General features: G+C 59.6%; 25 protein-coding genes. 8 read left to right on the forward strand and 17 right to left on the reverse strand.

Annotated elements, in window-relative coordinates:
- The first annotated feature begins 3 nt into the window (after nucleotides 1-3).
- Nucleotides 4-660: a LysE family translocator gene (locus G560_RS0102410; RefSeq protein WP_028913631.1), complete on the forward strand. Its 657-nt coding sequence runs from the start codon at nucleotides 4-6 to the stop codon at nucleotides 658-660.
- Here G560_RS0102410 and G560_RS0102415 read toward each other — a convergent pair.
- The gene (locus G560_RS0102415; protein WP_022702720.1) at nucleotides 657-1,562 is read right to left on the reverse strand and encodes a LysR family transcriptional regulator; all 906 of its coding nucleotides are present in this window, start codon (nucleotides 1,560-1,562) and stop codon (nucleotides 657-659) included. The genes G560_RS0102410 and G560_RS0102415 overlap by 4 nt on opposite strands.
- A gap of 91 nt (nucleotides 1,563-1,653) precedes the next feature.
- Between G560_RS0102415 and metF the strand changes: the two genes are divergently transcribed.
- On the forward strand, nucleotides 1,654-2,523 hold the full coding sequence (gene metF / locus G560_RS0102420) for a methylenetetrahydrofolate reductase [NAD(P)H] (RefSeq protein ID WP_022702721.1): 870 nt from the start codon (nucleotides 1,654-1,656) through the stop codon (nucleotides 2,521-2,523).
- A gap of 51 nt (nucleotides 2,524-2,574) precedes the next feature.
- Here metF and G560_RS0102425 read toward each other — a convergent pair whose 3' ends face one another.
- Together G560_RS0102425 and putA are read right to left on the reverse strand one after the other, a co-directional pair.
- Nucleotides 2,575-3,321, reverse strand: a complete 747-nt coding sequence (locus G560_RS0102425; RefSeq protein WP_022702722.1) for a rhomboid family intramembrane serine protease — start codon at nucleotides 3,319-3,321, stop codon at nucleotides 2,575-2,577.
- A 42-nt stretch (nucleotides 3,322-3,363) separates the two neighbouring features.
- Nucleotides 3,364-6,813 carry a bifunctional proline dehydrogenase/L-glutamate gamma-semialdehyde dehydrogenase PutA gene (putA, locus tag G560_RS0102430; RefSeq protein ID WP_022702723.1) on the reverse strand — a complete coding sequence of 1,150 codons (3,450 nt, stop codon included), beginning with the start codon at nucleotides 6,811-6,813 and terminating at the stop codon, nucleotides 3,364-3,366.
- 105 nt (nucleotides 6,814-6,918) lie between these two features.
- Here putA and G560_RS0102435 point away from each other — a divergent pair, with 105 nt between their 5' ends.
- Complete coding sequence (locus tag G560_RS0102435; protein WP_022702724.1) at nucleotides 6,919-7,383, forward strand: Lrp/AsnC family transcriptional regulator; 465 nt, start codon at nucleotides 6,919-6,921, stop codon at nucleotides 7,381-7,383.
- On the opposite strand, the gene G560_RS0102440 is transcribed toward G560_RS0102435, so the two are convergent.
- From G560_RS0102440 to G560_RS0102450, 3 genes are all read right to left on the reverse strand, one after another.
- Complete coding sequence (locus G560_RS0102440) at nucleotides 7,380-8,456, reverse strand: thiolase family protein (protein ID WP_022702725.1); 1,077 nt, start codon at nucleotides 8,454-8,456, stop codon at nucleotides 7,380-7,382. The two genes, G560_RS0102435 and G560_RS0102440, sit on opposite strands and share 4 nt — an antisense overlap.
- Nucleotides 8,453-9,613, reverse strand: coding sequence for an AMP-binding protein (locus tag G560_RS18330; RefSeq protein ID WP_022702726.1), 1,161 nt, complete (start codon nucleotides 9,611-9,613; stop codon nucleotides 8,453-8,455). The genes G560_RS0102440 and G560_RS18330 overlap by 4 nt, the downstream gene beginning before the upstream one ends.
- 97 nt (nucleotides 9,614-9,710) lie before the next feature.
- A complete protein-coding gene (locus G560_RS0102450; protein ID WP_022702727.1) occupies nucleotides 9,711-10,499 on the reverse strand; it encodes an inositol monophosphatase family protein in 789 nt (262 codons plus the stop codon).
- Between the two features lie 532 nt (nucleotides 10,500-11,031).
- Between G560_RS0102450 and G560_RS0102455 the strand changes: the two genes are divergently transcribed.
- The gene (locus tag G560_RS0102455) at nucleotides 11,032-11,466 is read left to right on the forward strand and encodes a universal stress protein (protein ID WP_022702728.1); all 435 of its coding nucleotides are present in this window, start codon (nucleotides 11,032-11,034) and stop codon (nucleotides 11,464-11,466) included.
- Nucleotides 11,467-11,488: 22 nt separating this feature from the next.
- Nucleotides 11,489-13,024 carry an alanine/glycine:cation symporter family protein gene (locus tag G560_RS0102460; RefSeq protein ID WP_022702729.1) on the forward strand — a complete coding sequence of 512 codons (1,536 nt, stop codon included), beginning with the start codon at nucleotides 11,489-11,491 and terminating at the stop codon, nucleotides 13,022-13,024.
- Nucleotides 13,025-13,100: 76 nt separating this feature from the next.
- On the opposite strand, the gene G560_RS0102465 is transcribed toward G560_RS0102460, so the two are convergent.
- The 9 genes from G560_RS0102465 to G560_RS0102505 all read right to left on the reverse strand — a co-directional run bounded on the left by G560_RS0102465 (nucleotide 13,101) and on the right by G560_RS0102505 (nucleotide 19,909).
- Nucleotides 13,101-13,724 carry a class I SAM-dependent methyltransferase gene (locus tag G560_RS0102465; RefSeq protein ID WP_231575864.1) on the reverse strand — a complete coding sequence of 208 codons (624 nt, stop codon included), beginning with the start codon at nucleotides 13,722-13,724 and terminating at the stop codon, nucleotides 13,101-13,103.
- Nucleotides 13,725-13,760: 36 nt separating this feature from the next.
- Nucleotides 13,761-14,177, reverse strand: a complete 417-nt coding sequence (locus G560_RS0102470; RefSeq protein WP_022702731.1) for a VOC family protein — start codon at nucleotides 14,175-14,177, stop codon at nucleotides 13,761-13,763.
- A 156-nt stretch (nucleotides 14,178-14,333) separates the two neighbouring features.
- Complete coding sequence (locus tag G560_RS0102475; protein WP_022702732.1) at nucleotides 14,334-14,876, reverse strand: biotin transporter BioY; 543 nt, start codon at nucleotides 14,874-14,876, stop codon at nucleotides 14,334-14,336.
- Nucleotides 14,877-14,895: 19 nt separating this feature from the next.
- Entirely contained in the window at nucleotides 14,896-15,492 is a 597-nt protein-coding gene (locus G560_RS0102480) for an energy-coupling factor transporter transmembrane component T family protein (protein ID WP_022702733.1), read from the reverse strand.
- Complete coding sequence (locus tag G560_RS0102485) at nucleotides 15,467-16,213, reverse strand: energy-coupling factor ABC transporter ATP-binding protein (protein WP_022702734.1); 747 nt, start codon at nucleotides 16,211-16,213, stop codon at nucleotides 15,467-15,469. Before G560_RS0102485 ends, G560_RS0102480 begins: the two co-directional genes overlap by 26 nt.
- A gap of 165 nt (nucleotides 16,214-16,378) precedes the next feature.
- Nucleotides 16,379-16,639: a glycine zipper 2TM domain-containing protein gene (locus tag G560_RS0102490; RefSeq protein WP_022702735.1), complete on the reverse strand. Its 261-nt coding sequence runs from the start codon at nucleotides 16,637-16,639 to the stop codon at nucleotides 16,379-16,381.
- Between the two features lie 146 nt (nucleotides 16,640-16,785).
- Nucleotides 16,786-18,063 (reverse strand): 4-aminobutyrate--2-oxoglutarate transaminase, encoded by a 1,278-nt coding sequence (locus G560_RS0102495; RefSeq protein ID WP_028913634.1) that lies wholly within the window; start codon nucleotides 18,061-18,063, stop codon nucleotides 16,786-16,788.
- 216 nt (nucleotides 18,064-18,279) lie between these two features.
- A complete protein-coding gene (locus G560_RS0102500; protein ID WP_022702737.1) occupies nucleotides 18,280-18,696 on the reverse strand; it encodes a hypothetical protein in 417 nt (138 codons plus the stop codon).
- 10 nt (nucleotides 18,697-18,706) lie between these two features.
- Nucleotides 18,707-19,909, reverse strand: a complete 1,203-nt coding sequence (locus G560_RS0102505; RefSeq protein ID WP_022702738.1) for a pyridoxal phosphate-dependent aminotransferase — start codon at nucleotides 19,907-19,909, stop codon at nucleotides 18,707-18,709.
- Nucleotides 19,910-20,032: 123 nt separating this feature from the next.
- Between G560_RS0102505 and G560_RS0102510 the strand changes: the two genes are divergently transcribed.
- From G560_RS0102510 to G560_RS0102520, 3 genes are all read left to right on the forward strand, one after another.
- The gene (locus G560_RS0102510; protein WP_022702739.1) at nucleotides 20,033-20,428 is read left to right on the forward strand and encodes a helix-turn-helix domain-containing protein; all 396 of its coding nucleotides are present in this window, start codon (nucleotides 20,033-20,035) and stop codon (nucleotides 20,426-20,428) included.
- On the forward strand, nucleotides 20,425-20,694 hold the full coding sequence (locus G560_RS0102515) for an FAD assembly factor SdhE (RefSeq protein ID WP_022702740.1): 270 nt from the start codon (nucleotides 20,425-20,427) through the stop codon (nucleotides 20,692-20,694). Before G560_RS0102510 ends, G560_RS0102515 begins: the two co-directional genes overlap by 4 nt.
- Nucleotides 20,695-20,804: 110 nt before the next feature.
- A complete protein-coding gene (locus tag G560_RS0102520) occupies nucleotides 20,805-21,302 on the forward strand; it encodes a MarR family winged helix-turn-helix transcriptional regulator (protein WP_028913635.1) in 498 nt (165 codons plus the stop codon).
- A gap of 6 nt (nucleotides 21,303-21,308) precedes the next feature.
- Here the strand turns inward: G560_RS0102520 and G560_RS0102525 are convergent, their stop codons facing one another.
- Together G560_RS0102525 and G560_RS0102530 are read right to left on the reverse strand one after the other, a co-directional pair.
- Nucleotides 21,309-23,372 carry a capsular polysaccharide biosynthesis protein gene (locus G560_RS0102525; protein WP_022702742.1) on the reverse strand — a complete coding sequence of 688 codons (2,064 nt, stop codon included), beginning with the start codon at nucleotides 23,370-23,372 and terminating at the stop codon, nucleotides 21,309-21,311.
- A 7-nt stretch (nucleotides 23,373-23,379) separates the two neighbouring features.
- Nucleotides 23,380-24,519 carry a polysaccharide biosynthesis/export family protein gene (locus G560_RS0102530; protein WP_022702743.1) on the reverse strand — a complete coding sequence of 380 codons (1,140 nt, stop codon included), beginning with the start codon at nucleotides 24,517-24,519 and terminating at the stop codon, nucleotides 23,380-23,382.
- Nucleotides 24,520-24,583: the final 64 nt, after the last annotated feature.

The raw sequence follows: 24,583 nt of genomic DNA on the forward strand, positions 1-24,583 counted from the left end.
CCTATGCCCCCCCTAGACTCCCTTATCGCCGTCGCCTTTGCCGGGTTTGTCCTTAGCGCAACCCCGGGCCCGTCCATGCTTTACGTCCTGTCGCGCAGCGTGGGGCAAAGCCGTGCGGCGGGGCTGGCTTCGGCCCTTGGGCTTGCATTGGGGGGGATGATACTGGCCGTCGCCACGGCCCTTGGTCTGGCGGCGGTTTTTGCCCAGTTCGGCTGGCTGGTCACGGTGCTGCGCTATGCGGGATCAGCTTATCTGGTGTGGCTGGGGCTGGATATGATTCGCAGCGCGCAGCACAACGCCGCCGTGACGCTGGCGGCCCAGCGTGTGTCACATTCCAGCCTGTCAAAAATCATCTGGCAAGGTATGGTGGTCGAGGTGTTGAACCCCAAAACCGTGCTGTTTTTCGCGCTGTTCCTGCCACCGTTTGTGCATGCAAGCGGCGCACAATTTGCTGAAAGCGGCGCACAATTTCAATTACTTATCCTTGGCGCGCTGGTGCCACTCACGGCGTTGCCGTCTGATGTGGTCGTCGCGTTCCTAGGCGGCAGCATGACCCGCGCAATCAACGGCAAACAGGCCTTTCGCACGGGCCTGGCATGGGTCGGCGGGGTCATCCTGATCTTGATCGCGTTGAACCTGCATCTGGGTGTTTTGGGTTAACCCCGCTGCAATTTTACCGGCTCGGACCGCCCCAGTTTCAGGAAATGCGCCATGAACGGTTTGGTCGCATCCTCCTCACGCGTGGCCGCATAAAGCCGCTTGGTAATCACTTCGGGCCCCAAGGGCCGCGTCACATAATCGGCGTTGCTGCGCAAATCCCGCAGCACCCAATCGGGCAACACCGACACCCCGCGATTGGACCCGACCAGCATCAAGATCACCGCCGTCAGCTCCACTGCCCGCGTGCCGCGCGGCTCTACCTTGGCGGGGGTCAAAAGCTCGGTAAACACATCCAGCTTGTCGCGCGTCACCGGATAGGTGATCAGCATTTGGTCCTTGAAATCCTCGGCTTCAATCATCGCTTTTTCGGCCAAGGGGTTTTGCGCGCTGGCCACAAACATCGGGTGGTAATCAAACAAGGGGTTAAACACGACATTGGCCAAGGGGGCAGGATCAGAGGAAATCACCAAATCCACCTCTTCGCGTTGCAGGGCTGGCAGCGCCTCAAATGCCAACCCCGCACGAATATCCACATCAATTTCCGGCCACGCCCTGCGAAACAGTTCCAGCACCGGAAACAGCCATTCAAAACAGGCGTGGCATTCAATCGCAATATGCAGCCGCCCCGATTTGCCCGACCGCAACCCGCGAAATTCCTCCTCCAGCGCGTCCATTTCGGGCAAAATCCGCTCGGCCAGCCGCAGCATCCGTATCCCCGCCGCAGACAGTTTCAGCGGTTTGGACCGGCGTACGAACAATTCCACGCCCGCCTGCTCCTCTAGCCCCTTTACCTGATGCGACAGCGCCGATTGGGTCATGTTCAAAATATCGGCGGCGCGGGCCAGCCCCCCCGCCTGATGAATGGCGCGAATGGTCCGCAGGTGGCGAAACTCGATGTGCATTATGCGGTCAACCTCATAAACATGATTAGTATTATGAATTTGTCTCACATCGCGAAATCGGCGACAAGAGGGCAACGCAGGAGTTTGCAAAATGACCAAGACACCGAATATTTCTTTTGAATTTTTTCCCCCGCAAACTTTGGATGCGTCTTTTCGGCTGTGGGATACGGTGCAAACCTTGGCGCCCCTGAACCCGAGTTTCGTGTCCGTGACCTACGGCGCAGGCGGCACCACCCGCAAGCTGACGCATGAGGCCGTGGGCGCAATCGCCAATAACTACGGGCTGAACGTGGCCGCGCACCTGACCTGCGTTGATGCGACACGCGCGGAAACTATGGAAATCGCCGAAAGCTATGCCGCCGCTGGCGTGACCGAAATCGTCGCACTGCGTGGCGATGCCCCAAAGGGGGCGCAGCGGTTTACCCCTCATGCAGACGGTTTCGCATCTTCGGTGGAATTGGTCGAGGCGCTGGCCAAAACCGGCAAATTCAAAATCCGCGTTGGGGCCTACCCCGAACCGCACCCAGATTCGGCCGATACCTTGGCCGATGTCCGCTTCCTAAAGCGCAAGATTGACGCCGGTGCGACCAGCGCCATGACCCAGTTTTTCTTTGAGGCCGAAACCTTTCTGCGTTTCCGCGATGCCTGCGTGCGCGAAGGTATCACCGCGCCCATCCTGCCCGGCATCCTGCCGATCCAGTCGTGGGACGGCACCAAGAAATTCGCGGCCCGTTGCGGCACAACTGTTCCTGCATGGCTCGATGATGCTTTCATGGCCGCCAAGCGTGACGGGCGAGAGGAGCTGTTGGCAACGGCCCTGTGCACCGAACTTTGCGACACGTTGATCGGTGAAGGGGTCGAGGATCTGCATTTCTACACCCTCAACAAACCGCATTTGACCCGCGAAGTGTGCCATGCGCTGGGCGTTACTCCGAATGTCGCCTTGCAAAACGTGGCCTAGGGCCAAGGCGACAGAATATCTCCAACTCGGGCGGCGCAATCCGCCCGTTTTTTATTTGCGCCTGCCCACGCGCGGAATACCCGACGGGGCCAGCGGATAGGTGGCCACCGGATGCGGCGGCACCCCATGTGTGCGGCTCCAAAACGCCGTGCCACCCAAGCCCAACAGCACCGGAACCATCATCAACATCCCCGCGATAAACCCGCCCGCATGCGCCCAATAGGCCACACCGCCGCCATCGCCGGGCGTGGAAAAGCCGCTGAACAGCTGCATCGCAAACCAAACCCCCAGCATCACCCAAGCTGGAATCGGGAAAATGCGGAAAAAGATCACGATGATGATCAAAATATCGACCTTGGCGCGCGGGAATAGCAGCAAATACCCGCCCATCACCCCTGCAATCGCACCCGATGCCCCGACCATCGGCACCCCCGATGACGGGTCGGCAAACACCTGCAACCCCGCCGCGGCCAAGCCTGACAGCAGGTAAAACCCCAAATACCGGACATGCCCCAGCACATCCTCTAGGTTGTCGCCAAAAATCCATAAAAACAGCATGTTGCCAGCCAGATGCATAAATCCTGCATGCAGGAACATCGACGTGAACAGCGTCTCCCACCCCGTGCCCGCCAGCACATTGCGCGGCACCACACCCCAGTCGACAAAGAACATCGACAGCACGGCTTCATCGGGAATCGCCCACCAATAGCTGGCAAAAATCCCGATATTGAACAGGATCAGCCCATAGGTCACATAAGGCACACGCCCCGAAGGGTTATGATCGCGGATCGGGAACATCGCTACACGCTTCCCGATCCGCGCTTAGGCGTCAAGACCCTTTCAGGCCTCGCCCATTTCAGCCAACAGCTCGGCATTGCCGCCCGATGCCGTGGTATCAATGCAGACATGGCGTTCCAGCCGCACATGCGCCGCATCGGGCATCCCGCCAATCAGCGATAAAATGGCCCCATCGCGCGCGGCCAAGGCCAGCGCATAGGCGCGGCCCTGATCGGCATCCCCCCACCAGATCGCCCCCGAAAACCCGTCCAGTTTGGTCAGGGCCGAGGCAATCAGGCAGGTCGCTTCAACCGCCTCACCGCCCAAGCCCCGCACCGCCTCGGCCTGTGCCAGCGCTTGCGCGGGGCTTGGCCCAAGGCACAACAGCGGCGGGCGGGCATAGGCCGACAGGCGGTTGCTTTCGCCCGTTGGCCCCGGCAGGTCCATCACATGCACCACACGGCGCGGGACCGTCTCGGCCGCCAAGGTCCGCGTCACATCGGCAACCGAGCTGGTCCCTGCATCCCCCGCCAAAACGGGCGCATCCACCCGCGCAAACCGCACCATATAGTCGGGCCCGCCCGCCTTGGGGCCAGTCCCGGAAAGCCCTTCGCCGCCAAAGGGTTGGCTGCCGACAACGGCACCAATCTGGTTGCGGTTCACATAGGTATTGCCCACGTTTATCTTTGCCACCACCCGTTCCACGCGGTCATCAATCCGGCTGTGCAAACCAAAGGTCAGGCCATAGCCCATCGCGTTCACATCCTCGATCACCTTGTTCAACCCGCCTGCACGCCACGGGGCAATGTGCAAAACAGGGCCAAAGATTTCGCGCGGCATATCGGCAATGCCCCGTACCGCGATCACCGTGGGCGGAATAAACGTGCCACCACTCGGCACTGTGCCTTCTTTCAACACGCGGCCCTCGGCACGCGCCGCCTCGATATACGCCCGAATATCGGCCTGCGCGCGGGCGTCAATAACCGGCCCCACATCGGTGACCAAATCCCAAGGGTTGCCCGCCTCCAGATCATCCATCGCGCCGAATAACATGTCCTTAACAGTATCAGAAATATCATCCTGCAAATACAAACAGCGCAGCGCCGAACAGCGTTGTCCCGCTGATTGGAAACTGGACGCCAGCACATCGCGCACGGCCTGTTCGGGCAGCGCAGTGCTGTCCACAACCATTGCGTTCAAACCGCCGGTTTCCGCGATCAGCGGCGCCGTTGGGTCCATATGCGCCGCCATATTCTGACGGATGCGCATCGCTGTGGCGGTCGATCCGGTAAAACATACGCCATTGACGCGGGCATCCCCTGTCAGCCCTGCGCCCACAACCGCCCCTTCGCCAGGCAGCAGTTGCAGCGCCGTGGCAGGCACGCCCGCCTTATGCAGCAAGTCCACCGCAAAGGCCGCGATTAACCCTGTTTGTTCGGCAGGCTTTGCCAGCACCGCATTGCCCGCGCCCAAAGCCGCCGCGATTTGCCCCGAGAAAATCGCCAAGGGGAAGTTCCATGGGCTGATGCAGGTAAACACGCCGCGCGCGGGCGCTGTCAAACCCTCGGCCTGATCGGCATAATAGCGCAAGAAATCAACGGCTTCGCGCAATTCACCCACCGCATCCAGCAGGGTTTTGCCGGCCTCGCGCGCCAGCAGCGCAAAGATCGGGCCAAACTCGGCCTCATATAAATCCGCCGCACGGCGCAGCACTTGCGCCCGCTGTGCGGGGGCGGCATCCCACGGGGCCGCCGCGTTCAGCGCCGTTTCAATGTCGGGGGCCGATGCAGGCAGAATATGCCCCACCACAGCACCCGTTGCAGGGTTGTTCACTGCCCAGCGTTTGCCACCGGCAACGGGGCCCGCCAACATGGGCCGTGCCTCGAACAAATGCTCCAAGAACGGCCCGCGTGCGGCCTCAATCGCCGCCAAATCGCCGGCATCGGTCAAATCCCAACCACGGCTGTTGGTGCGTTTGCCAAACAGGCGTGGTGGCGCGCGCAGAATGTGGCTTTCAATCGGTTGCATTGCCTCCATCGCGTCCAGCGGGCAGGCGGCGACCACCTCCGGCGGCACAGCCTCATCCACAATCTGGTTCACAAAGCTGGAGTTTGCGCCGTTTTCCAGCAAGCGGCGCACAAGATAGGCCAGCAAATCGCGGTGCGCGCCCACGGGGGCATAAATCCGGCAACGCGTGCCTTTTTCTTCCAAAACAATGTCATGCAGGCGTTCGCCCATGCCGTGCAGGCGCTGAAATTCAAAGGCGCGCTTATCGGTGGCCATGTCCAGCACGGCGGCAACGGTATGCGCGTTATGCGTGGCAAATTGCGGGTAAATCCGGTCAGTCATAGCAAGCAATTTCTTGGCGCAGGCCATGTAGGACACGTCGGTCGCCTGCTTGCGGGTGAACACGGGGAAACTTTCCAACCCCATGACCTGCGCGCGTTTCACCTCGGCGTCCCAATAGGCGCCTTTGACCAAACGCACCATGATCTTGCGGTCCAGCCGTTCGGCGGTGCCATAAAGCCAGTCAATCACCGCGCCCGCGCGGCGCCCGTAGGCCTGCACAACCACGCCAAAACCATCCCAGCCCTTCAGCGCCTTATCCGCCAAAACCGCCTCGATCACTTGCAAGGACAGCGCCAGACGGTCGGCTTCTTCGGCATCAACATTGAACCCCAAACCAGCCGCCTTGGCCAACGCTGCCAACGCACGCACACGTGGCACCAGCTCTTCCATCACCCGCTCACGTTTTGCCACCTCATAGCGCGGATGCAGCGCCGACAGTTTCACCGAAATGCCGGGGTTTTCGCGAATGTCCTTGGATTTGGCCGCCTTGGCAATCGCCGTGATCGCGGCAGTATAGGCCAGATGATAGCGGCGGGCATCATGTTCGGTCCGTGCAGCCTCGCCCAGCATGTCATAGGAATAGGTGAAACCCTTGCCCTCCAACTCCCGCGCGCGCTTCATGGCATTTTCAATGGTTTCGCCCAGAACGAACTGCTTGCCCATTTCCTTCATGGCACGCGAAACAGCCGTGCGGATCACCGGCTCGCCCAAGCGTTTCACCGCACCCCGTAGGCTTGAGACTATGCTCGGCTTGCGGTCGTCCAGCACCTTGCCCGTCAGCATCAACGCCCAAGTCGAGGCGTTGACAAGGCTGGACGCCGACTGCCCCAAATGCTTGCCCCAATTGCTCGGCGCGATCTTGTCCTCGATCAACGCATCCATCGTCTCGGCATCCGGCACGCGCAACAGCGCCTCGGCCAGACACATCAAGGAAATGCCTTCATCGGTCGACAACCCGTATTCGGCAAGGAAAACCTCCATCAGCCCGGGTTTGGCACTGGCGCGAATGGCGCGCACCAGATCGGCCCCGCTGGCGGCGATGCGCGCGCGGTCTTGCGCATTTAACCCAGCCTCGGCGATCAGGGCGCGGACCAGATCGGCCTCGGGGCGCAGCGCATCACGGTCAACAATCGTCCAAGCAGTGTCAATGGAATCGCGGGGCATGGGCAAACTCTCCTCTTTCTCCTAATATATGCTGGAATCAAAAGCCATTCGTCCCGATTAACGGTAATCGGCAGTCGTTTTGGCCGATTGCAGGGGGAAAACCGCATGTCGTCAGAACCATTTGATCTGGACCGCTTTGATCAAGCGATTTTGCGGGTGCTGGCCACCGAAGGGCGCATTTCCGCGACCGAACTGGCGCGCCGCATCGGCCTGTCCAAATCGCCCACCCAAGCGCGGATGAAGCGGCTGGAAGAAACCGGTGTTATCACCGCCTACCGCGCCCAACTTGACCCGATCAAAATGGGTCAGGCCCATGTGGCCTTTGTCGAGGTGCGGCTGTCAGACACCCGCGAGGCGGCGTTGCAAGCCTTCAACAAGGCGGTGCTGGCGATCCCCGAGGTGGAACAATGCCACATGATGGCCAGCCGTTTTGACTATCTGCTCAAGGTGCGCACAGGCGATATCCAAGATTACCGCCGCGTCTTGGGCGAACGGATTTCGGCGCTGCCGCATGTGGCGTCAACTTCCACCCATGTGGCGATGGAATCGGTGAAGGAGGCGGGGGTTTAAGCCTCTAACACCAAGGCCGACCCGATCCCCCCTGCCGCCGCAATTGCACACAACCCGTGACCGCGCTGCAGATCGGCAAACAGCCGCGCCACCAGTACAGCACCCGATGCCCCCACCGGATGCCCGCGCGCCAAAGCGCCCCCGCCAATATTAACCCGCGCGGGGTCCAACCCTGCGCCTTGAATGCAGGCCATCGCTTGCACCGCATAAGCCTCCATAATCTCGGACCGGTCCAATACCAACGGGGGGGAAAGAACCCGGGCAATCGCCCCTAAAGGGGCAAGCCCGGGTTCTTGTGGGTTGGCCCCAAGGGTGGCCCCCGCAATAATCCGCATGGCCCTTGTGGCCCGTGCGGCGACCTGCGCCGATACCACAAGGCAAAACGCAGCCCCATCGGCCGCCACTGCCGCATTGGCCGGGGTGACAGTTCCCACAATCGCGCGCGCCCGCGCCGCCACCGCAGGCGTCAGGCCCCGCGTGAACCCGTCCCGCAGCACGCCCTCAATTCCTACAATCTCGCGATGCACCGCCGCCCGCGCCCGCGCGTGCGATGCCACGGCAAAGGCATCCTGCGCGGCCCGCGTAATCCCCAACCGATCCGCCAACGCCGCCGCCGCCATGTGCATGTCGGGGTCCCTGTCACGCCAAGGCGTAAACGGCGGCGCATCATAGGCCACCGCCGCCCCGCCCGCAGGGTCCGTCCGCAACCGCAACGGGCGGCGGGAATAGCTTTCCGCCCCACCCGCCAACACCACTTGCGCCGCGCCGCTTTCTACCAGCGCGCGCGCCAAAATCACCGCGTCCAAACCACCCGCACATTGCCGGTCAATACTCAGCCCCGCCACATGCTCTGGCAATCCCGCCGCAAGGGCCGCCACCCGCGCAGGGTTGCCGCCCGCGCCTAAAGCGTTGGATAAAATCACCTCATCGACCTGGGCCGCATCAATCCCCGCATCCGCCAAACAGGCCAGCATCACGGGCGCCGCCAACGCGTGCACCTCCAGCCCCGCAAAGGCCCCGCCCGCAGGCATCACCGCCGTCCGCCGCGCGGCAATAATAAACGCTCCGCTCATGCAGTCCCCTGCGCAATCGCCGCCAAATCCACCTTGCCCGATGGCAAAACCGGCCAATCCTCGCGCCAATGCACCCGCTTCGGTGCAATCAGCGGCCCAAACTGTGCCCGCAACGCCCCCAGCACATCCGCAGCGCCAGATCCCATCACAACTGCCTCCAAGACTTGCCCGCGCAATGCGTCTGCGCGCGGCACCACTGCCGCCCGTGCCACACCCCTCAGGCCCAATAAAAACAGCTCCATCGCTTCAGGATAGGCGTTTTGCCCCGCCACTGTCACCATCCGGTCAATACGGCCCCGCAGCACCAATTGGCCGGCCTCTATCCGGCCAACCTCGCCCAGCCCCAACCAGCCATCCCGCCATTCGGCCACACCCGCATCGGCGCCGGCATAGCCCGCGAACAGATATGGGCTGCGCACCCAAACCCGCCCCTCGGCCTCTGTGCCAAACGGCCCGCCAATCCCGATCTCAACCCCGGGATAGGCGCGCCCCACAGCATGCGCAGGCGTGGCATCATCGGCCAAAGTGATAAAGCTCGCCTCTGCCGCCCCGTAAAACTCGCGCACCACGGCGGCAGGGCACAGCGCGGCCAGCCCCGCGCGCAAACCTGCATCCAGCTTGGCCCCGCCCACCAGCACAAACCGCAAGTCGGGCAAGTCCGCACCGCCCGCCTCAACCAACAACTGCACCTGCGGCGGCGACGCCCATAAAACCTGCACGCGCCGCACCGCCAAAGCCGCGCGCTGCCGGTCCGGCCGCATCCCGTCCAACACATGAACATCCGCCCCAAGGCTCAATCCCTCGACCGCACCATACAGCGACAAGGATTGCACCAACCGCCCTAACACGGCGACACCCACCCCCGGCCCAATACCGAACAAACCCGCATTCACTGCAAAACTGCGCTGCCACGACAAAACATCCCGCGCAATCCGGCGCGGCACCCCCGTACTGCCTGACGTTAGAGTCTCAAACCCCGCCAATGGGGCAGGGGCCTCTACCGCGCCAATCCGAAACGGCCCCGCGCCAAACGCTGCCTCCAGTGCCGCCGCCACAGGCCTGTCCGCACATACCCCCAAAACGTCAAAAGGGCGCAGCAGCGCTACGCCCTCACTTCCAAAAACCCTTGCCTCAGAATGCCAGCGAAACCCGTCCATCCAGCCGCTCCTCGCAAGGCCTAATTACACCGCAGATTTCATCTTTGCTCAAATACTCAAAACCCGCCAGCGGCGCAAAGGGCCCGCCGCAGCAAGATCATTCCCCGCGAATAACCTTGCGGAACCCGTCAAACAGCGGCGTATTGGCGCAAACAATAGACCCTTTTTCCAAAGGCTCGTCGCCCTCGCGAATACCCGAAACCTGACCGCCCGCTTCACGCACCAAAACGATGCCTGCCGCGATGTCCCAAGGCTGCACACCGCGCGCCCAATAACCGTCAAACCGCCCTGCGGCGACATAGGCCATGTTCAGCGCAGCCGATCCCCAGCTGCGCACGCCCGCCGTGACCGGCGACAAACGCGCCAAATCTTGCAGCGTCGCGGGCAAAGTGCCTTTGCCACCAAACGGAATAGCCGTGGCAAAAATGCTCTCAATCATCCGGCCACGCCCTGACACGCGCAAGCGGCTTTCGTTCATCCAGGCGCCGCCGCCTTTTTCGGCCCAGAACATCTCGTCCTTGGCCGCGTCAAAGATCACACCGGCAATAATCTCGCCCTTATGCTCCAGCGCGATTGATACAGCCCAATGCGGCAAACCGTGCAAAAAGTTTGTGGTCCCGTCCAGCGGGTCCACAATCCAGCGGCGTGTCGGGTCGGACCCTTCGGTTTCGGCACTCTCTTCGCCCAAAAATCCATAGGTTGGGCGCCCGCCCAGCAATTCCTCGCGCAGCACTTTTTCCGCCTCGCGGTCGGCGCGCGTCACAAAATCTCCGGGCCCCTTGGCGGAAACCTGAAGGTTTTCCACCTCGCGGAAATCCTTGACCAACGCCCGCCCAACTTTGCGGGCTGCCTTCTTCATCAGGTTGAGGTTCGCGCTGCCTTGCATGCCGTGGCTCCATTCGTGTCCGGCCAAAGCCTATACGCGCGGCCCGACCGGATGCCAAGGGGGGGCAGCCCGCGCCGCCCATGCGGCACTGCCTGCAGGGCGAAATGGGGTGTCCCTGCATCAGATTGGCCGAATAGACCTAAAGCATGTGAAAATGAGGTTATAATAATCGTTTCAATCCACAAATTCGGTCGATATTCCTTTCTGAAATGGCGCATTATGTCGCAGGCAGGCCGAAAGGCGGAAATTCGCTACCTATGGGCCTTGCCGAAAACACGTAGCCCCACCGCAAAGGGAAAGACTCACTGTATGCCTGCCGCTAATTGGTGGAAAGTTGCGCCATAAAGCACTCTTTATAGTAATTCTTCGCATAATGGCGTAAAATGTCGAATAAATCCTGTTTTTCTTCGATGTCCCCGCCAGATAAAGGACCACCTGCGACCAGATGCCGCGCATATTTAAGTCGTAGGGGCGGCACCACGCGCCCCCACAAAACCGGCCAAACCGGCCAGACCAAAAGAGGGAGAGAAAAATGCCTGACACAATCGTCGTGGCCTGTGATGGCTCGGATGCATCCGCCCGCGCGCTTGATTTTGCCCATGCAAGGGCCAAGCAAATCGGCGGCGACCTGCTCGTTGTTCATGTCTTGGAATGGTCGCCCTACAGCTTCCTGACCCCCGATGAAATCGCCGAACGCCATGTGCGCCGCAAAGAGGAACTGGCCCGCGCCGATGCCGCGATCATCGGCCCGATCATCGCCAAATACAAAGACAAAGGCGTGAAAATTGAAACAGCGGTCAAATACGGCCATGTCATTGACACGCTGATCGACGCGGCAACAACCGCCAATGCGGTCGAAATCATCTCGGGGCGTACCGGCAATTCGGGCGTGATGACACGGGTCTTCGGCTCGGTCGCGGGCACCTTGGCCCAAGTCTCGCCAGTGCCTTGCACCATCGTTCCATAAGTAATCCTACAGGGAGAGTAGAATGAAAATCATACCCCGCGTGGCCACCACGCTGGCGGCACTGGCTGCTGCATCCAGCGCAAGTGCCCAATCCATCGACGAAACCGTCAACGCTGTCTTTGCCAGCTCGACCGGCTGGTTCGTCAACTTTATCTTTGCCCCGATCCCCGGCACCGGTTTTCCGTGGATCGTGGCATGGCTTGTCATCGCGGCCAGCCTGTTCACCCTCTATTTCGGCTTTATCCAGTTCCGCGTGATCCGCCATTCGCTGCAAATCGTGTCGGGCAAATACTCCGACCCGAATGATGCCGGCGAAGTTTCCCATTTCCAAGCGCTTGCGACAGCCCTTTCGGGCACCGTGGGTCTTGGCAACATCGCAGGCGTGGCCGTGGCCGTTGGCATCGGCGGTGCAGGGGCAACCTTCTGGATGATCCTCGCAGGCCTTTTGGGCATGGCGTCGAAATTCACCGAATGTACCTTGGGTGTGAAATACCGCAACGAATTCGCCAATGGCACCGTGTCCGGTGGCCCGATGTATTACATGACCAAAGGCTTTGCCGAACGCGGCCTGCCGGGTGGCAAATTCCTTGCCATTCTGTTCTCCATCTTCTGCGTCTTGGGCGCATTGGGCGGCGGCAATATGTTTCAAGCCAACCAAGCGCATGAACAACTCGCAGGTGTCTTTGGTGCATATCCTGGCTGGATCACAGGCGTTGTCTTTGCGGGCATCGTGTTTGCGGTCATCGTCGGCGGTCTGAAATCCATCGCCCAAGTCACCGAAAAGGTCGTCCCCTTCATGGGCATCCTGTACGTTGGCACAGCTTTGGTCATCCTGCTGATGAACGTCCAACACATCGGCCCGGCTTTTGGCCAAATCATCGACGGTGCCTTTACCGGCGCAGGCGTGGCGGGCGGCGTGGTTGGCGCGTTGATCCAAGGCTTCAAACGCGCGGCCTTTTCAAACGAGGCTGGCGTTGGTTCCGCCGCCATCGCCCACTCGGCAGTGCGCACCAAGGAACCCATCACCGAAGGTTTCGTATCGCTTTTGGAACCCTTCATCGACACGGTCGTCATCTGCACCATGACGGCGCTGGTGATCATCATCACAGGTCAGTTGATGATTGATCCAACAACCGGCGACTATATCCTGAATGAGGCGGGCCGCATCGTCACCCTCGACGGCTCCTCTGGCGTTGGCCTGACCTCGGCAGCCTTTGCATCGGCCTTCTCATGGTTCCCATATGTGCTGATGGTTGCCGTGTTGCTGTTCGCCTTTTCCACCATGCTGTCTTGGTCCTACTACGGGCTAAAGGCATGGACCTATATGTTCGGCGAAGGCAAAAATCAGGAACTGTCGTTCAAGATCCTGTTCTGCCTGTTCATCGTCATCGGTGCCTCGGCCAATCTTGGCCCCGTCATCGACTTTTCGGATGCGGCAATCTTTGCGATGGCCGTGGTGAATATCACCGCGCTCTACTTCCTGATGCCAATCGTAAAGCGGGAATTGAACAGCTACCTGACCCGTCTGCGTTCGGGTGAGATCAAGCGCTTTCACTGAAGCGCCCGTGGTTTTGTAACCAGTGATCTGTTGAAACGCCGGGCTGTCATGGCCCGCCGTTTTTCTATGTGCGGCCCTATACGGGTCTGCGCGCCACCAAATCTATCAAGGCCGCTGCCCCGTGATGCCCCGGTCCCTCTGTTAGATCTGCCTCGTACGCCTCCAGCCGCAAAATCTCAAAATCGTCAAACGCCCCTGCCAACATTTCTGGGGTATACAGATGCGCCTCAATCCGCGGCCCGCCAGATGTGTAGTGCATTTGCGCAGGCGTAAACCCGTGCAGCAAGATAAGGCCGCCCGGTTTCACCGTCCGCTTCATCCCCTCAAAAATCGCCGCACGAAATTCAGGTTCGGCAAATTGGATAAACACCGCGACCACCACGTCAAACGCCGCCTCCTGCCAGTCCCACGCCCGCAAATCTGCCAGCTGTAAGGTCAGGCTAACGTTGCGGCTGTCAGCCAGCGCACGCGCCTTGGCCAACCCGTTTTCCGCCGCATCCATCGCCGTGACGTGCAAGCCCTGCTGCGCCAACCAAACCGAATTGCGCCCTTCGCCATCGGCAACCACCAAGGCCGATTGTCCGGCAGTCAGATGCTGGCGCTGGTCCAGCAAAAACTGTGCAGGTTCGGTGCCAAACAGATAATCCGTCCGGTCATATCGCTGGTTCCACATCGCGCCGCTCCATTTTGTATCGGTCATAAAATTCGTAGGTCGGGGTTCACCCCCGACTCCTCCCTATCCGTCCCGCCCCGGCTCATTCGGATCACTCGAAAACAACGCAATCTTGTTGCCCGTTGGGTCGCGCAAATAACCCACGTAAAACTGCGGCCCATACGCTGCGCGAAAGCCGGGTTTTCCCTCATCCAACCCGCCTGCGGCCACTGCGGCGGTGTGCAGCCTGCGGACCTCGTTTTGGCTGCCAGCCTCAAAGGCCACCATCGCGCCATTGCCGGATGAGGCGGGATGCCCGTCAAACGTCGGTTTCACATAGAAATCAGGCGAAACGGCGCGCTGGCCAACCGCAACTGGCACCGCAAAACTAAGCCCCTCGGCCCCTTCGGTCAGCCCATAGCCAAGCGCGGGCAGAAAGGCCGTATAAAACCGTTTCGCGCGGGCAATATCATCGGCGCCGACAGTGACATAGGCAATCATGCTGGCGTGTCCCTTTCCCCTTGCTTGTGGCAAGGCGTTGCCCTGCGTCCGCGTTAAAATTTGGTTAACAAAAACAGCAAAATATATTAGAATCAGTGGTTTGCGAAAATGTCCGCGCGCGAACACGCGCGGACAAATCGCTTAAATCGCGCTGTTTCAGCCCCGCGATAAAACCGCCTCGGGCCGCAGTTTTGCCAGCCCTTGGGTGATGAATCCGGCCATCCCTGCCTTGATCAAATCGCCGGGAATATAGGCCCCAACCAGCAAAGATGCCGCAACCCAGCCTTTGCCCAGAACCAGCGCCATGCCGGTGATTCCGAACAGATACAGCACCAAAACCCCACCAATCAAAGCGCCGCCAAAGGCCGCGACCCCAATCGCCGCGCGGGTCTTTTCGACGATCAATCCTGCCACAAAAGCCGCGATTGGAAAGCCGATCACAAAGCCAACAGTCGGGCTGGAAAACACCCCCAACCCACCACGCCCGCCGCTGAGCAAGGGCAGGCCAAGGGCAACCAATCCAACAAACAAAAGCGCGGCAAGAAACCCGCGTTTCGCCCCCAAAACCGTCCCACACAGCATCACACCCAAACTTTGCGCCGTGATCGGCACCCCGCTGGCAAGGCTGATTTGTGGCACCAAACCCAGCACCGCGATCAAGGCCGCAAACAGCGCGATATAGGTTACATTTTTTTCCATCAGTTCCGTTCCATTCCTGTTATAACCCGCCCCGCGCCCGAATAGCCTCGGCCACGCGGTCGGCATCATCCAGCGCCATCAAACTGATTGGCAGCACAATCCGCCAGTTCACCCGCCGTGCCGATCTTGCCCGCCATGCCTGCCCCAACTGCCCCGCCTTGTCCATCAAAACCGGGGTGAACCGGATCACCAAAGCCACCGCCACCGCCAACACCCGCGGCTTAACCCCGAACCGTGCCAAAGGGACGGCGAGCCGTTCGACCACGCCAATCATATCATCCAGCCGCGTGGTCATAGTGACCAGATTTGCCAGCGCCACCGCGACCATCATCTTACCACCAATCGCCGCCCCAAGCGCCCAGTCGCTGGTCCAAGCATGCCACAGCACCAAGATCGCCAAAAACGGCCAAAGCGGGCGCAGCATGGCGGCACCATAGCGGGCGAAGGTCAGTCCAAAAGCAAGATAGACACCGCACACCAACGCGCCCGCACCCAAGATGAACCAAAGGTTCTGCAAGCTGAAGATGACAACGCTCAGCCCCGCAAGGGCCGCCAGTTTCGGCCCCGCACCCAGCTTGTGCAAGGGCGTTTCAGTTGGTGAGGTCAGTGTCAGCATCAGTGCCCCCCAATCGGGCCATCTCGGCCGTGAACGCCTCAACAATCGGCCCCGCGTGCCCATCGGCCCGCACGCGCCCTCCTTCAATCCAGATCACACGATCATAGCCAGCCAATGTCTTTGGATCATGGGTGATCAAAATCAGGCGCTGCGGCAAAGCCGCCAATTCGCGTGCTAGACGGGCCTGGGTTGGCAAATCAAGACCTGCAAAGGGTTCGTCCAGCAAGATCGTTTGCGGCTGCATCGCAAGAACGGCCAAAAGGCACAGGAAATGCCGCTGGCCTTGCGAAAGGGCGGTGACAGAATGGTCCTCCCAGTGGCTGCGACCGTGACGGGCCAAAAGGTCTGTAACGGCTTGGGCAGAGGCCACTTTGTCCATGCCTTGTTGGCGCAGGCCAAAGGCCAGTTCCTCGGCGACAGTTGGAAAGATGATCTGATGGTCGGGGTTTTGAAACAAGATCCCGATGCGCGACAGCATGGCCTTGCGGTCGCTTGCAGGCACATGGCTGCCCAGCCGCACAGTGCCTGTTGTGGGGGCAATCAACCCCGCCACCAGCCGCAGGAATGTAGACTTGCCCGACCCGTTGCGTCCGATAATGCCGATGCGGCGTTCAACCAAATGCAAATCCAATCCCGACAGAATGGGCCGGCTAGCAACGGCATAGCCTGCATTCACCAGCACAGGGCCGTCGATATCGGCAAAGGGGGGGCTATCTGGCATAGGCTCGCAAATAAAGGAACGCGTTGCGCGCTTTTAGCGGGTTCGCGCCGCGCTGTCAAGCAAGCATAAAAAAGGCCGGATCGCCCCGATTTGAGAGGATCCGGCCAAGTGGGACACGGGGAAATGTGTCGAGAGGGAACAACAGGACTTAATCGTCAGGCGCACTTAGCAGGCGGCGATGAAACGTTCGCCACGGCTGTTGCGGTAGTAGCATTGGTTTGGACGGGGGGCTGTACCGATCAAGGTCGATGCGGCAACGCCTGCGGCGGCTCCCAAAGCGGCCCCTGCAAGACGGTTGTCGCTGTCAGAGACAGCAGCACCGAGAACGCCACCAGCAACGGCACCGGCCGCAGCGTTTTGATTACCGGTTTGGCACCCAGAAAGTGCGAGCGCGGCAAGGGGAAGAACGTATAGCAGCTTTGTCATTTTATCCTCGCATTATGTGATTTCGAGGAGGAAACGCTGGCGCTGATCAAAAGGTTCCCGTTCGATGCGGTTTTTTTCTGCCCGCGTGGGGGGGGATGAGAAAAAAGGGGCCTTTCAGCCCCTTTCTGTATCAGTGCTTTATTGCTTCATGCCTTGCGGGCTGCGGCGACAGAGGCTTCGAGGATATCCATTGCTTCGGCAAAATGGTCATCGGGAATGGTGATCGGCGCGAGGAAGCGGATGACGTTGCCGTAGACACCACAGGTCAGCAAAATCAGATTGCGCTTCAACGCCTCCAACCGCACGCGGTTGGTGAAATCGGCGTCTGGTTCATGTGTGTTGGGATTGCCGAATTCGACCGCGACCATAAAGCCGGGGCCGCGGATATCAATTACCTCGGGCGTGATGGACCGGATCGCCTCCAGCTTTTGGCGCAGACGGCTGCCCAGTTCATTGGCGCGGTCACAAAGTTGTTCTTCCTCGATCACATCAAGCACGGCATTGGCCGCTGCAATGCCAAGCGGGTTGCCGGCATAGGTGCCACCAAGCCCACCGGGGCGGGCGGCGTCCATCAGATCGGCGCGACCAGTTACAGCAGCAAGTGGCAAGCCACCAGCCAAGCCTTTGGCCATGCAGGTCATATCGGCGGCCACGTCATATCCATGCATTGCAAACATCGTGCCGGTGCGGGCAAAACCTGTCTGCACTTCATCCGCGATCATCAGGATGCCATGTTCATTGCAGAACGCCCGCAAGCTGCGTAGCAGATCCGGCGGCGCAGGGTAAAAGCCGCCTTCGCCTTGGACAGGTTCAAAGATGATGGCAGCCACGCGGTCTGGGTCGAGGTCGGATTTGAACAGTTTGTTCAGCGATGACATTGCATCGGCGGTTGAAATGCCGTGGACATCTTGCGGGAAGGGGACGTGATAGACATCGGGCATCATCGCGCCAAAGCCCTTTTTATAGGGTTCAACCTTGCCCGTCAGGGACATGCCCATGAAGGTACGGCCGTGGAACGCGCCGCCAAAGGCGATGATTGCGGGACGATTGGTCGCAATGCGGGCAATTTTAATCGCATTTTCAACAGATTCCGCGCCCGTGGTGACAAAGATCGTCTTTTTCGGGAAATCGCCGGGGACCAGTTCGTTCAGGCGTTCGGCCAAGCGCACATAGGGTTCATAGGGCATCACCTGATGGCAGGTGTGGGTAAAACGGCCCAGCTGTTCGGTGACGGCCGCCATCACTTTGGGGTGGCAATGGCCTGTGTTGACCACGGCGATGCCTGCGGCAAAGTCGATATAGCGGTTGCCTTCGATATCCCAGACCTCGGCGTTCAGGGCGCGGTCGGCGTAGATCTGGGTCATCATACCCACACCACGCGAAATCGCCTCGTCCCGCCGCTTGGCCACTTCTGCATTCAACATCATCGTCACCCCGATTGGAAATTTTGCTGATTTGACATTGTTTTTGGGCCCGCTTCAACCTGTCTTTGTTGTTAGATGTAAGCAGACACCAATGGATGCAGCGTGTCAGAGAGAGCTGCGATAGAATATTGCTCTGTTTTTGGGAATGGCAGGGGAATATTCGAACGAAGATGCGATTTCGGCGTGACATGCGTAGAATATTTGCGGGCACGCCGCTCACTCTTCGCCGCCAGCCGCTTTCATCAGGCGATCAGCCTTTTTGCGGACAAGAACGGTGCGCAGATCATGCATTGCCAGCAGCAAGGTGTCTGTGACCTGGTCTAATTGTTCTTCATTAGCGCGGGTTTGCACCCATTGGGCCGTCAGGTTCATATGGTCGACGGCGCGTAAGATGTCGTCTACCTCGCGCTCGGCCAATTGGTGGGACCGGTGCGCGATCCAGCCTTGGATTTCGGCCAGATCTTCGGCGGTCAAGGCGCGGTCGCCATGCGGCTTTACCTCGCCGTTACGGATGTTGATGGTGGCGATCTGGTCCATTTCAATGCGGCGTTGGCGATTCTCGGTATCAACCCGAAACACCAACGCGCCATTTTCGCGGATCCTGAAGTAATAATCCGGCAGATCGCCCGCCATAATGCCCCCGTTAAACCAAGCCTGCGCAGAACGTTTGAATGCGAGTGCAGGCCTCTTTCAACGCTGCGTCGGATGTAGCGTAGCTGACGCGGAAGTTTGGCGATAGGCCAAAGGCCGCCCCGAACACCACGGCGACCCCTGTTTCTTCCAGCAAAGCGGTGGCAAACACCTCGTCATTCGTGATTTTGGTCCCGCCCGCGCTGGTTTTTCCGATGCAGCCCGCGATGTCGGGATAAACATAAAACGCGCCTTCGGGGTTGGGGCAGGTCACACCTTTGGCCTGGTTCAGCATGCCGACCACAAGGTCGCGGCGGCGTTGGAACAGGGCGCGGTTTTCGGCGAGGAACTCTTGCGGGCCGTTCAACCCCTCCAACGCCGCGTACTGGCTGACCGAGGAAGGGTTCGAGGTGGATTGCGACTGGATCGTACCCATCGCCTTGATCAAAGCAACAGGGCCCGCGGCATAGCCAATGCGCCAGCCGGTCATGGCATAGGCTTTGGACACGCCGTTACAGGTCAATGTGCGGTCGTAAAGGCCGGGCTCAACCTGCGCAGGGGTGCAGAATTCGAAATCGTCGAACACGAGGTGTTCATACATATCATCGGTCATCACCCAAACATGCGGGTGGCGCATTAGAACATCGGTCAGCGCCTTCAATTCCGCGCGGGTATAGCCAGCGCCGGTTGGGTTGGAGGGCGAGTTGAAGATGAACCATTTGGTTTTTGGCGTGATCGCCGCCTCAAGCTGGGCGGGTTGCAGTTTGAACTGGGTTTCAATGCCTGCGGCGATGCAAACGGGGGTGCCACCCGCAAGCAACACCATGTCAGGGTAAGACACCCAATAAGGCGCAGGGATGATGACTTCATCACCGGGATTGCAGGTTGCCATCAAGGCATTATACAAAATCTGCTTGCCGCCCGTGCCGACCGTCACTTGGCTCGGTTGATAGGTCAGGCCGTTTTCGCGCGCGAATTTGGCGCAGATCGCCTTTTTCAATTCAGGGATACCATCGACCGCGGTGTATTTGGTTTTGCCCGCATCAATCGCCGCCTTGGCCGCGTCTTTGATGTTTTGGGGCGTGTCAAAATCCGGCTCGCCTGCGCCAAGGCCAATCACATCCTTGCCTGCGGCTTTCAGCTCATTCGCTTTGGTGGTCACTGCAATGGTGGGTGACGGTTTTACGCGGGCAAGGGTATCGGACAGAAAGGCCATTGGCGGCTCCGGATCATTGGGGGCGATTTGCCGCCGGGGCCCCCGGTTTGAACTTTGCGGCAGTTTGTCTTAGGGTGCGCTGCAAGTGCGATCAAGTACTAAGAATCCCAAAGGAGTGATGGAATGACCGATATGGACATGTCTGATTGGTACAGCGCTGAAGCCGCAACCTTTGGCGACCGTTTGGCCGGCGCGCGCGAGGCGGCAAATCTGACCCAAGAGGCGCTGGCGCGGCGTTTGGGCGTTAAGCTGGTGACTATCCAGAATTGGGAAAACGATCATTCCGAGCCGCGTGCCAACAAGTTGCAGATGGTTTCTGGCATGTTGAACGTATCCATGCGCTGGCTGCTGACCGGCGAAGGTGACGGAATCGAAAGCCCAGTTGAGGCGGGCAGCGGTGATCTGCTGAAGGCTCTTGCCGAAATGTCGCGGATGCGCGCACAAATGCTGGCGTTGTCTCAAGATATGGGGCATCTGGAAAAGAGGATGCGGGCATTGATGCGAGAGACCACAGTATGAGCGAAACAGCAGAGGCGCGGTTGAAGCGCATGGCAATGCGGTCTTGGCGGCGTGGCACCAAGGAAATGGATATGATTCTTGGTCCCTTTGGTGATCTGCATCTGGCCGGGATGGGCCCGCAGACACTTGATCTTTACGATCAGCTGCTATGGGAAAATGATCAAGAGCTGTTGCCTTGGGTTTTGGGCCAGGTCGCACCGCCCCCTGCCTATGACGAGCTGATTGCCGAGATCGGGGCTTTCGCCCGTGCGCGGTTGCAAGCCTGACCCCCGCACAGCTTATTTTGACAAATTCGTGACGAAACTGCCGTGAGTTTACGGAATGTTTGTGTTTTGTGCTGATTCTGTCCCTATCAATTCTTGGGGCGGAGACGACAATGACAGTACATACAAACCTACTCGATGGCTCGCACAAGGCACTTATGGCCAGTTATCTGGAAAGCCTTGCGCTGGTCGAACGGCTGCACAGATTGCTGCTGGATGTGGTCAAGGATGAGTTTGAGCGTGTGGGCGTGCTAGAGATCAACTCGGTTCAGGCGCTGCTGCTGTTCAATATCGGCGAGAATGAGGTAACGGCGGGCGAGTTGAAATCGCGTGGCTATTATCAAGGATCCAACGTCAGCTATAACCTGAAAAAGCTTGTGGAACTGGGCTATATGCACCATCAGCGGTCTGAAATTGACCGCCGGTCCGTGCGGGTGCGGCTGACGGAAAAGGGACGCAATGTGCGCACATTGCTGAATGATCTGTTCGCACGCCATACCGAAGGCTTTGAAAAACGCGGAATTATTGATGCGACTGGCATGGAAGATATCAACCAATCGCTGAAGCGGATGGAACGGTATTGGGCAGACCAGATCCGCTATATTTACTGATCTCTGTCAGCGCCACAAACCGGCATAGCTTGCGAGTTGGCCTTGCAGTTTTGCAAGCAGGCGGTTGGCAAGCGAAGCCTGCGGGACCGTGCCATCACGCAAGCGGTCCAGCACTACCTCGGGCGGGCAAGGCAGGGCGCTGATCGGATCGAAGTAGCGCGGATAGGCGATCAGCGTCGCATAGGCGAGGTCGGTGAGCGTTGGGCGGATTTGCGGCGTGTCATCCGGGCGTTTGAGGCGGCGTTGGGGAATTGGGCCCAAATCGTGGGTCAGGCCCCAGCCTGAATAAAACGGCGCGCCAAGGCAGGTAACGGCCTTGCCGCGAAGCAGCGCCTCGAACCCCAATAGCGATGTCATGGTCCACACGGCATCAACTGCGTCGAGCAACGCGATGGGGTCAGCATGGATCGCGACGTGCTGGACCAACGGGGCGAGGGTTGCAGAGTCAATTCTGCCTGGCCTCAGCCCCACCTCGACATCGGGGTGGGGTTTGTAAATCAGTATGGCATCGGGATTGGCGGCTCGCACGGCGCGGATCAGGCCAAGATTGGTGCGCACATCGCCCGCGCCGAGTTTGATCGAGGCGTCATCCTCGACCTGACCGGGGATCAGAATGCGATGGCCTGCGGGCAAGTCGGGCAGCGCCGCGCCGCCGAGATTGTATTTTGACAAACGGCTCTGAATGATTGCCGCAACCAAGGCGCAGGTTCTTTCAAGGCCGCCGGGCGGGGCAGGACTAAGGATAAGCTGTTCGAGGCGACTTTCGCGGGTCGGGTCATAGTAGATCCCAAGATCATCGGTCACAAGGCTGAGCGGCGGAATAAGATCTGCGCCAAGCCCGCGCGAGCGAAGAAAGCCATCCTCTACCCGTCGGATGGGGCCGGAATGTTCGAACGGAGCAGAAAGCACCTGCGCCTCTTTGCCTGCCCAAACCAGCAGGCCTTTGCCTGCTGACTTGCCCTCGACCTGCGCGGCGGTGCTTGCAAAGCGCAGCGGTGCGTAGCGGCCAAAGACCTTTTGCAACCGCCCGCGTTTCCACAGCCGCATGCCAAGCGCGATATGTCCCGCATAATCCTCGCGGTAGGCGCGGGTTTCCGCCTCAAGCTGATCCACGGCCTGTTCAAAGCTGCACAATTGGTCACGGCAAGGGTCATACCAAGTAGGGGCAAGAATCATTGCAGCGGCGAAAAGCTGTTCAGGGGTGCGCGTGCGGGTGCGACGGGGTGCTGGTAAATCATCGTCGGACAAGCCCCAGCCTGCGTAAAAGGGCAGGCCAAAAACTCGGGGGCGGTGGCCTGCCAAAATCGCCTCGAACCCCAGTTGCGACGATACGGTGTAAACGGCGGCAGCGTTTTCCAAAAGGGCCCAAGGCGACACGGGATCGGTCAGCAACGCATAACCTTCGCCTGCGCCGAAATGACCGGCGCGCAGGTTCAAGGTGGTTTCAGGGTGGGATTTGACGATGATGCGTTTGCCGGGATGTTCAGCCTTGGCAGAGACAAGCATCCGGTCAAAAACATCGGGACCAGCACCACTATAGCGCACGGACGCATCGCCTTTGGTCTGGTCAATCACCAAGACATAGCCGGGCGCGGGCGCGGCAAGCCCCGTTTGGTGCATGTTGTATTTAGACAAATTCAGCGCCGTGAGCCGCGCGATACCAGCGGAGGCGCGGGCCAAAAGGGTTGAACCATCCAGATCAGAGGTTTCCAACAGGGTTTCCAAAAGCGATGGGCTGCCCGCATCAAAATGGATGCCTGTCGGGTCAATCAGCAAGCCGAGCGGGGCATCACCTGCGCGACCTGGCCGGACGGACCGCAAGAACGCGTCCTCAATGCGAAGCAGGTTGGCACCACGCCGCCGTGCCACCGTTTCACCGCGCCACGCGAAGGGGCTGCGCCCCCAAACGACGACGGAATCACCAGCCGAGGGCACGCCTAGCGTAAGGTCAAAGCCCGCAAGCCGTAGAATGCGGCGCAAACGGCGGCCGCGCAGAAAGCCCGCGTTGTAATAGAAAAGCCGCCGAGGGTGTGCCCCGGCGGCTTGAAGAGTTTGGACCTGTTCGGTCATGTAACCGTTATTCGGTCGTGGCGGCCGAGGACAGCGATGTCGCGGCACCGGCTGTACCTGTCACGGCCGAAATGGTTCTTTGCCATTGAACGAACGGTGCTTCGGTCACGTAAACCGTATCGCCATCGCGGATCAAGAAATCGCGGGCCTCAAACATGCCCGTTGGTTGGGTCAAGTCCAGCACATAGACAAAGCGCTGATCCCCCGTCAGATCCGAGCGCCCCAAGACGGAATTTGCGATTTCCGCAGGTTCGTTGCGGAACACGAAAACGCCGGTCGGATCGGCCAAGGTGCTGTTAAGGCCGCCAACCTGCGCAATCGCCTCAATCGCGGACAGATTTTGCGTTTCAAATGGCACGCGGTTTTGAGCGCCCGTCGCACCCAAAGCGACAAAGGCGCGTGTGTCATTTTCCACTACAATCCGGTCACCGCCGCGCAAAGCGATGTCCAGCGACGGGTTTGCATATAGGTCTTCTAGCCAGATTTTTCCGGTTTTACTACCACGTGTTACACGCACAATTGCAACGGCGGGTTCAATTGCCACGCCGCCAGCCCGTGCGATCATAGCCGTCAAAGTACGGGTCGGGCGTTCAATTGGATAGACGCCTTGGCCGGAAACCGCCCCCGAAACCGACACGGTAGAGCCGTCACCTGCGACACGCTGCACGCTGACTTGTGGGTCAGGGGTCTGTGTATCAAGTTTGCGGGTGATGGCGCGGCGCAGGCCGTCAGGGGTTTGGCCTGCGGCCTTGATGCGCCCTGCATAGGGCACAAAGATAAAGCCGGATCCATCGACTTGCACTTGTTCTAGTGCCGAGACACGTTGCCCCGTATTGCCTAAAAGCGGATCATCCTTGACGTTTTCAAACACGGTCAATGCCAATGTATCGCCAGGAGAAATGGTGTCAGAGCCTACAACGCCCGCGTTGCGGAAGTTGGACCCAAAGCCCAGTGCAGGGGTCACCGAAGTTGCGCGCGTCACGCGGCTGTTCACCGAGACGATATATGCGTCACCTTCTTTGAGAACCGAGCCTGCGAAGATTTCTTTTTTGTTAGGACCAGATCGCGGCAAGCCGCAGGCTGCCAATGCCCCAACAAGAATAACAAGGGCCAAGCCTTTGGCCCCTTTTGATACCGATAGTTTCACTGCCCGGGCTCCTTTTTTGGATATTGCCTCAGAATTTTTTTACAACGCTATATGCGCATGTCAG

It is taken from the genome of Pseudorhodobacter ferrugineus DSM 5888, from assembly GCF_000420745.1.
Classification (GTDB): Bacteria; Pseudomonadota; Alphaproteobacteria; order Rhodobacterales; family Rhodobacteraceae; genus Pseudorhodobacter; species Pseudorhodobacter ferrugineus.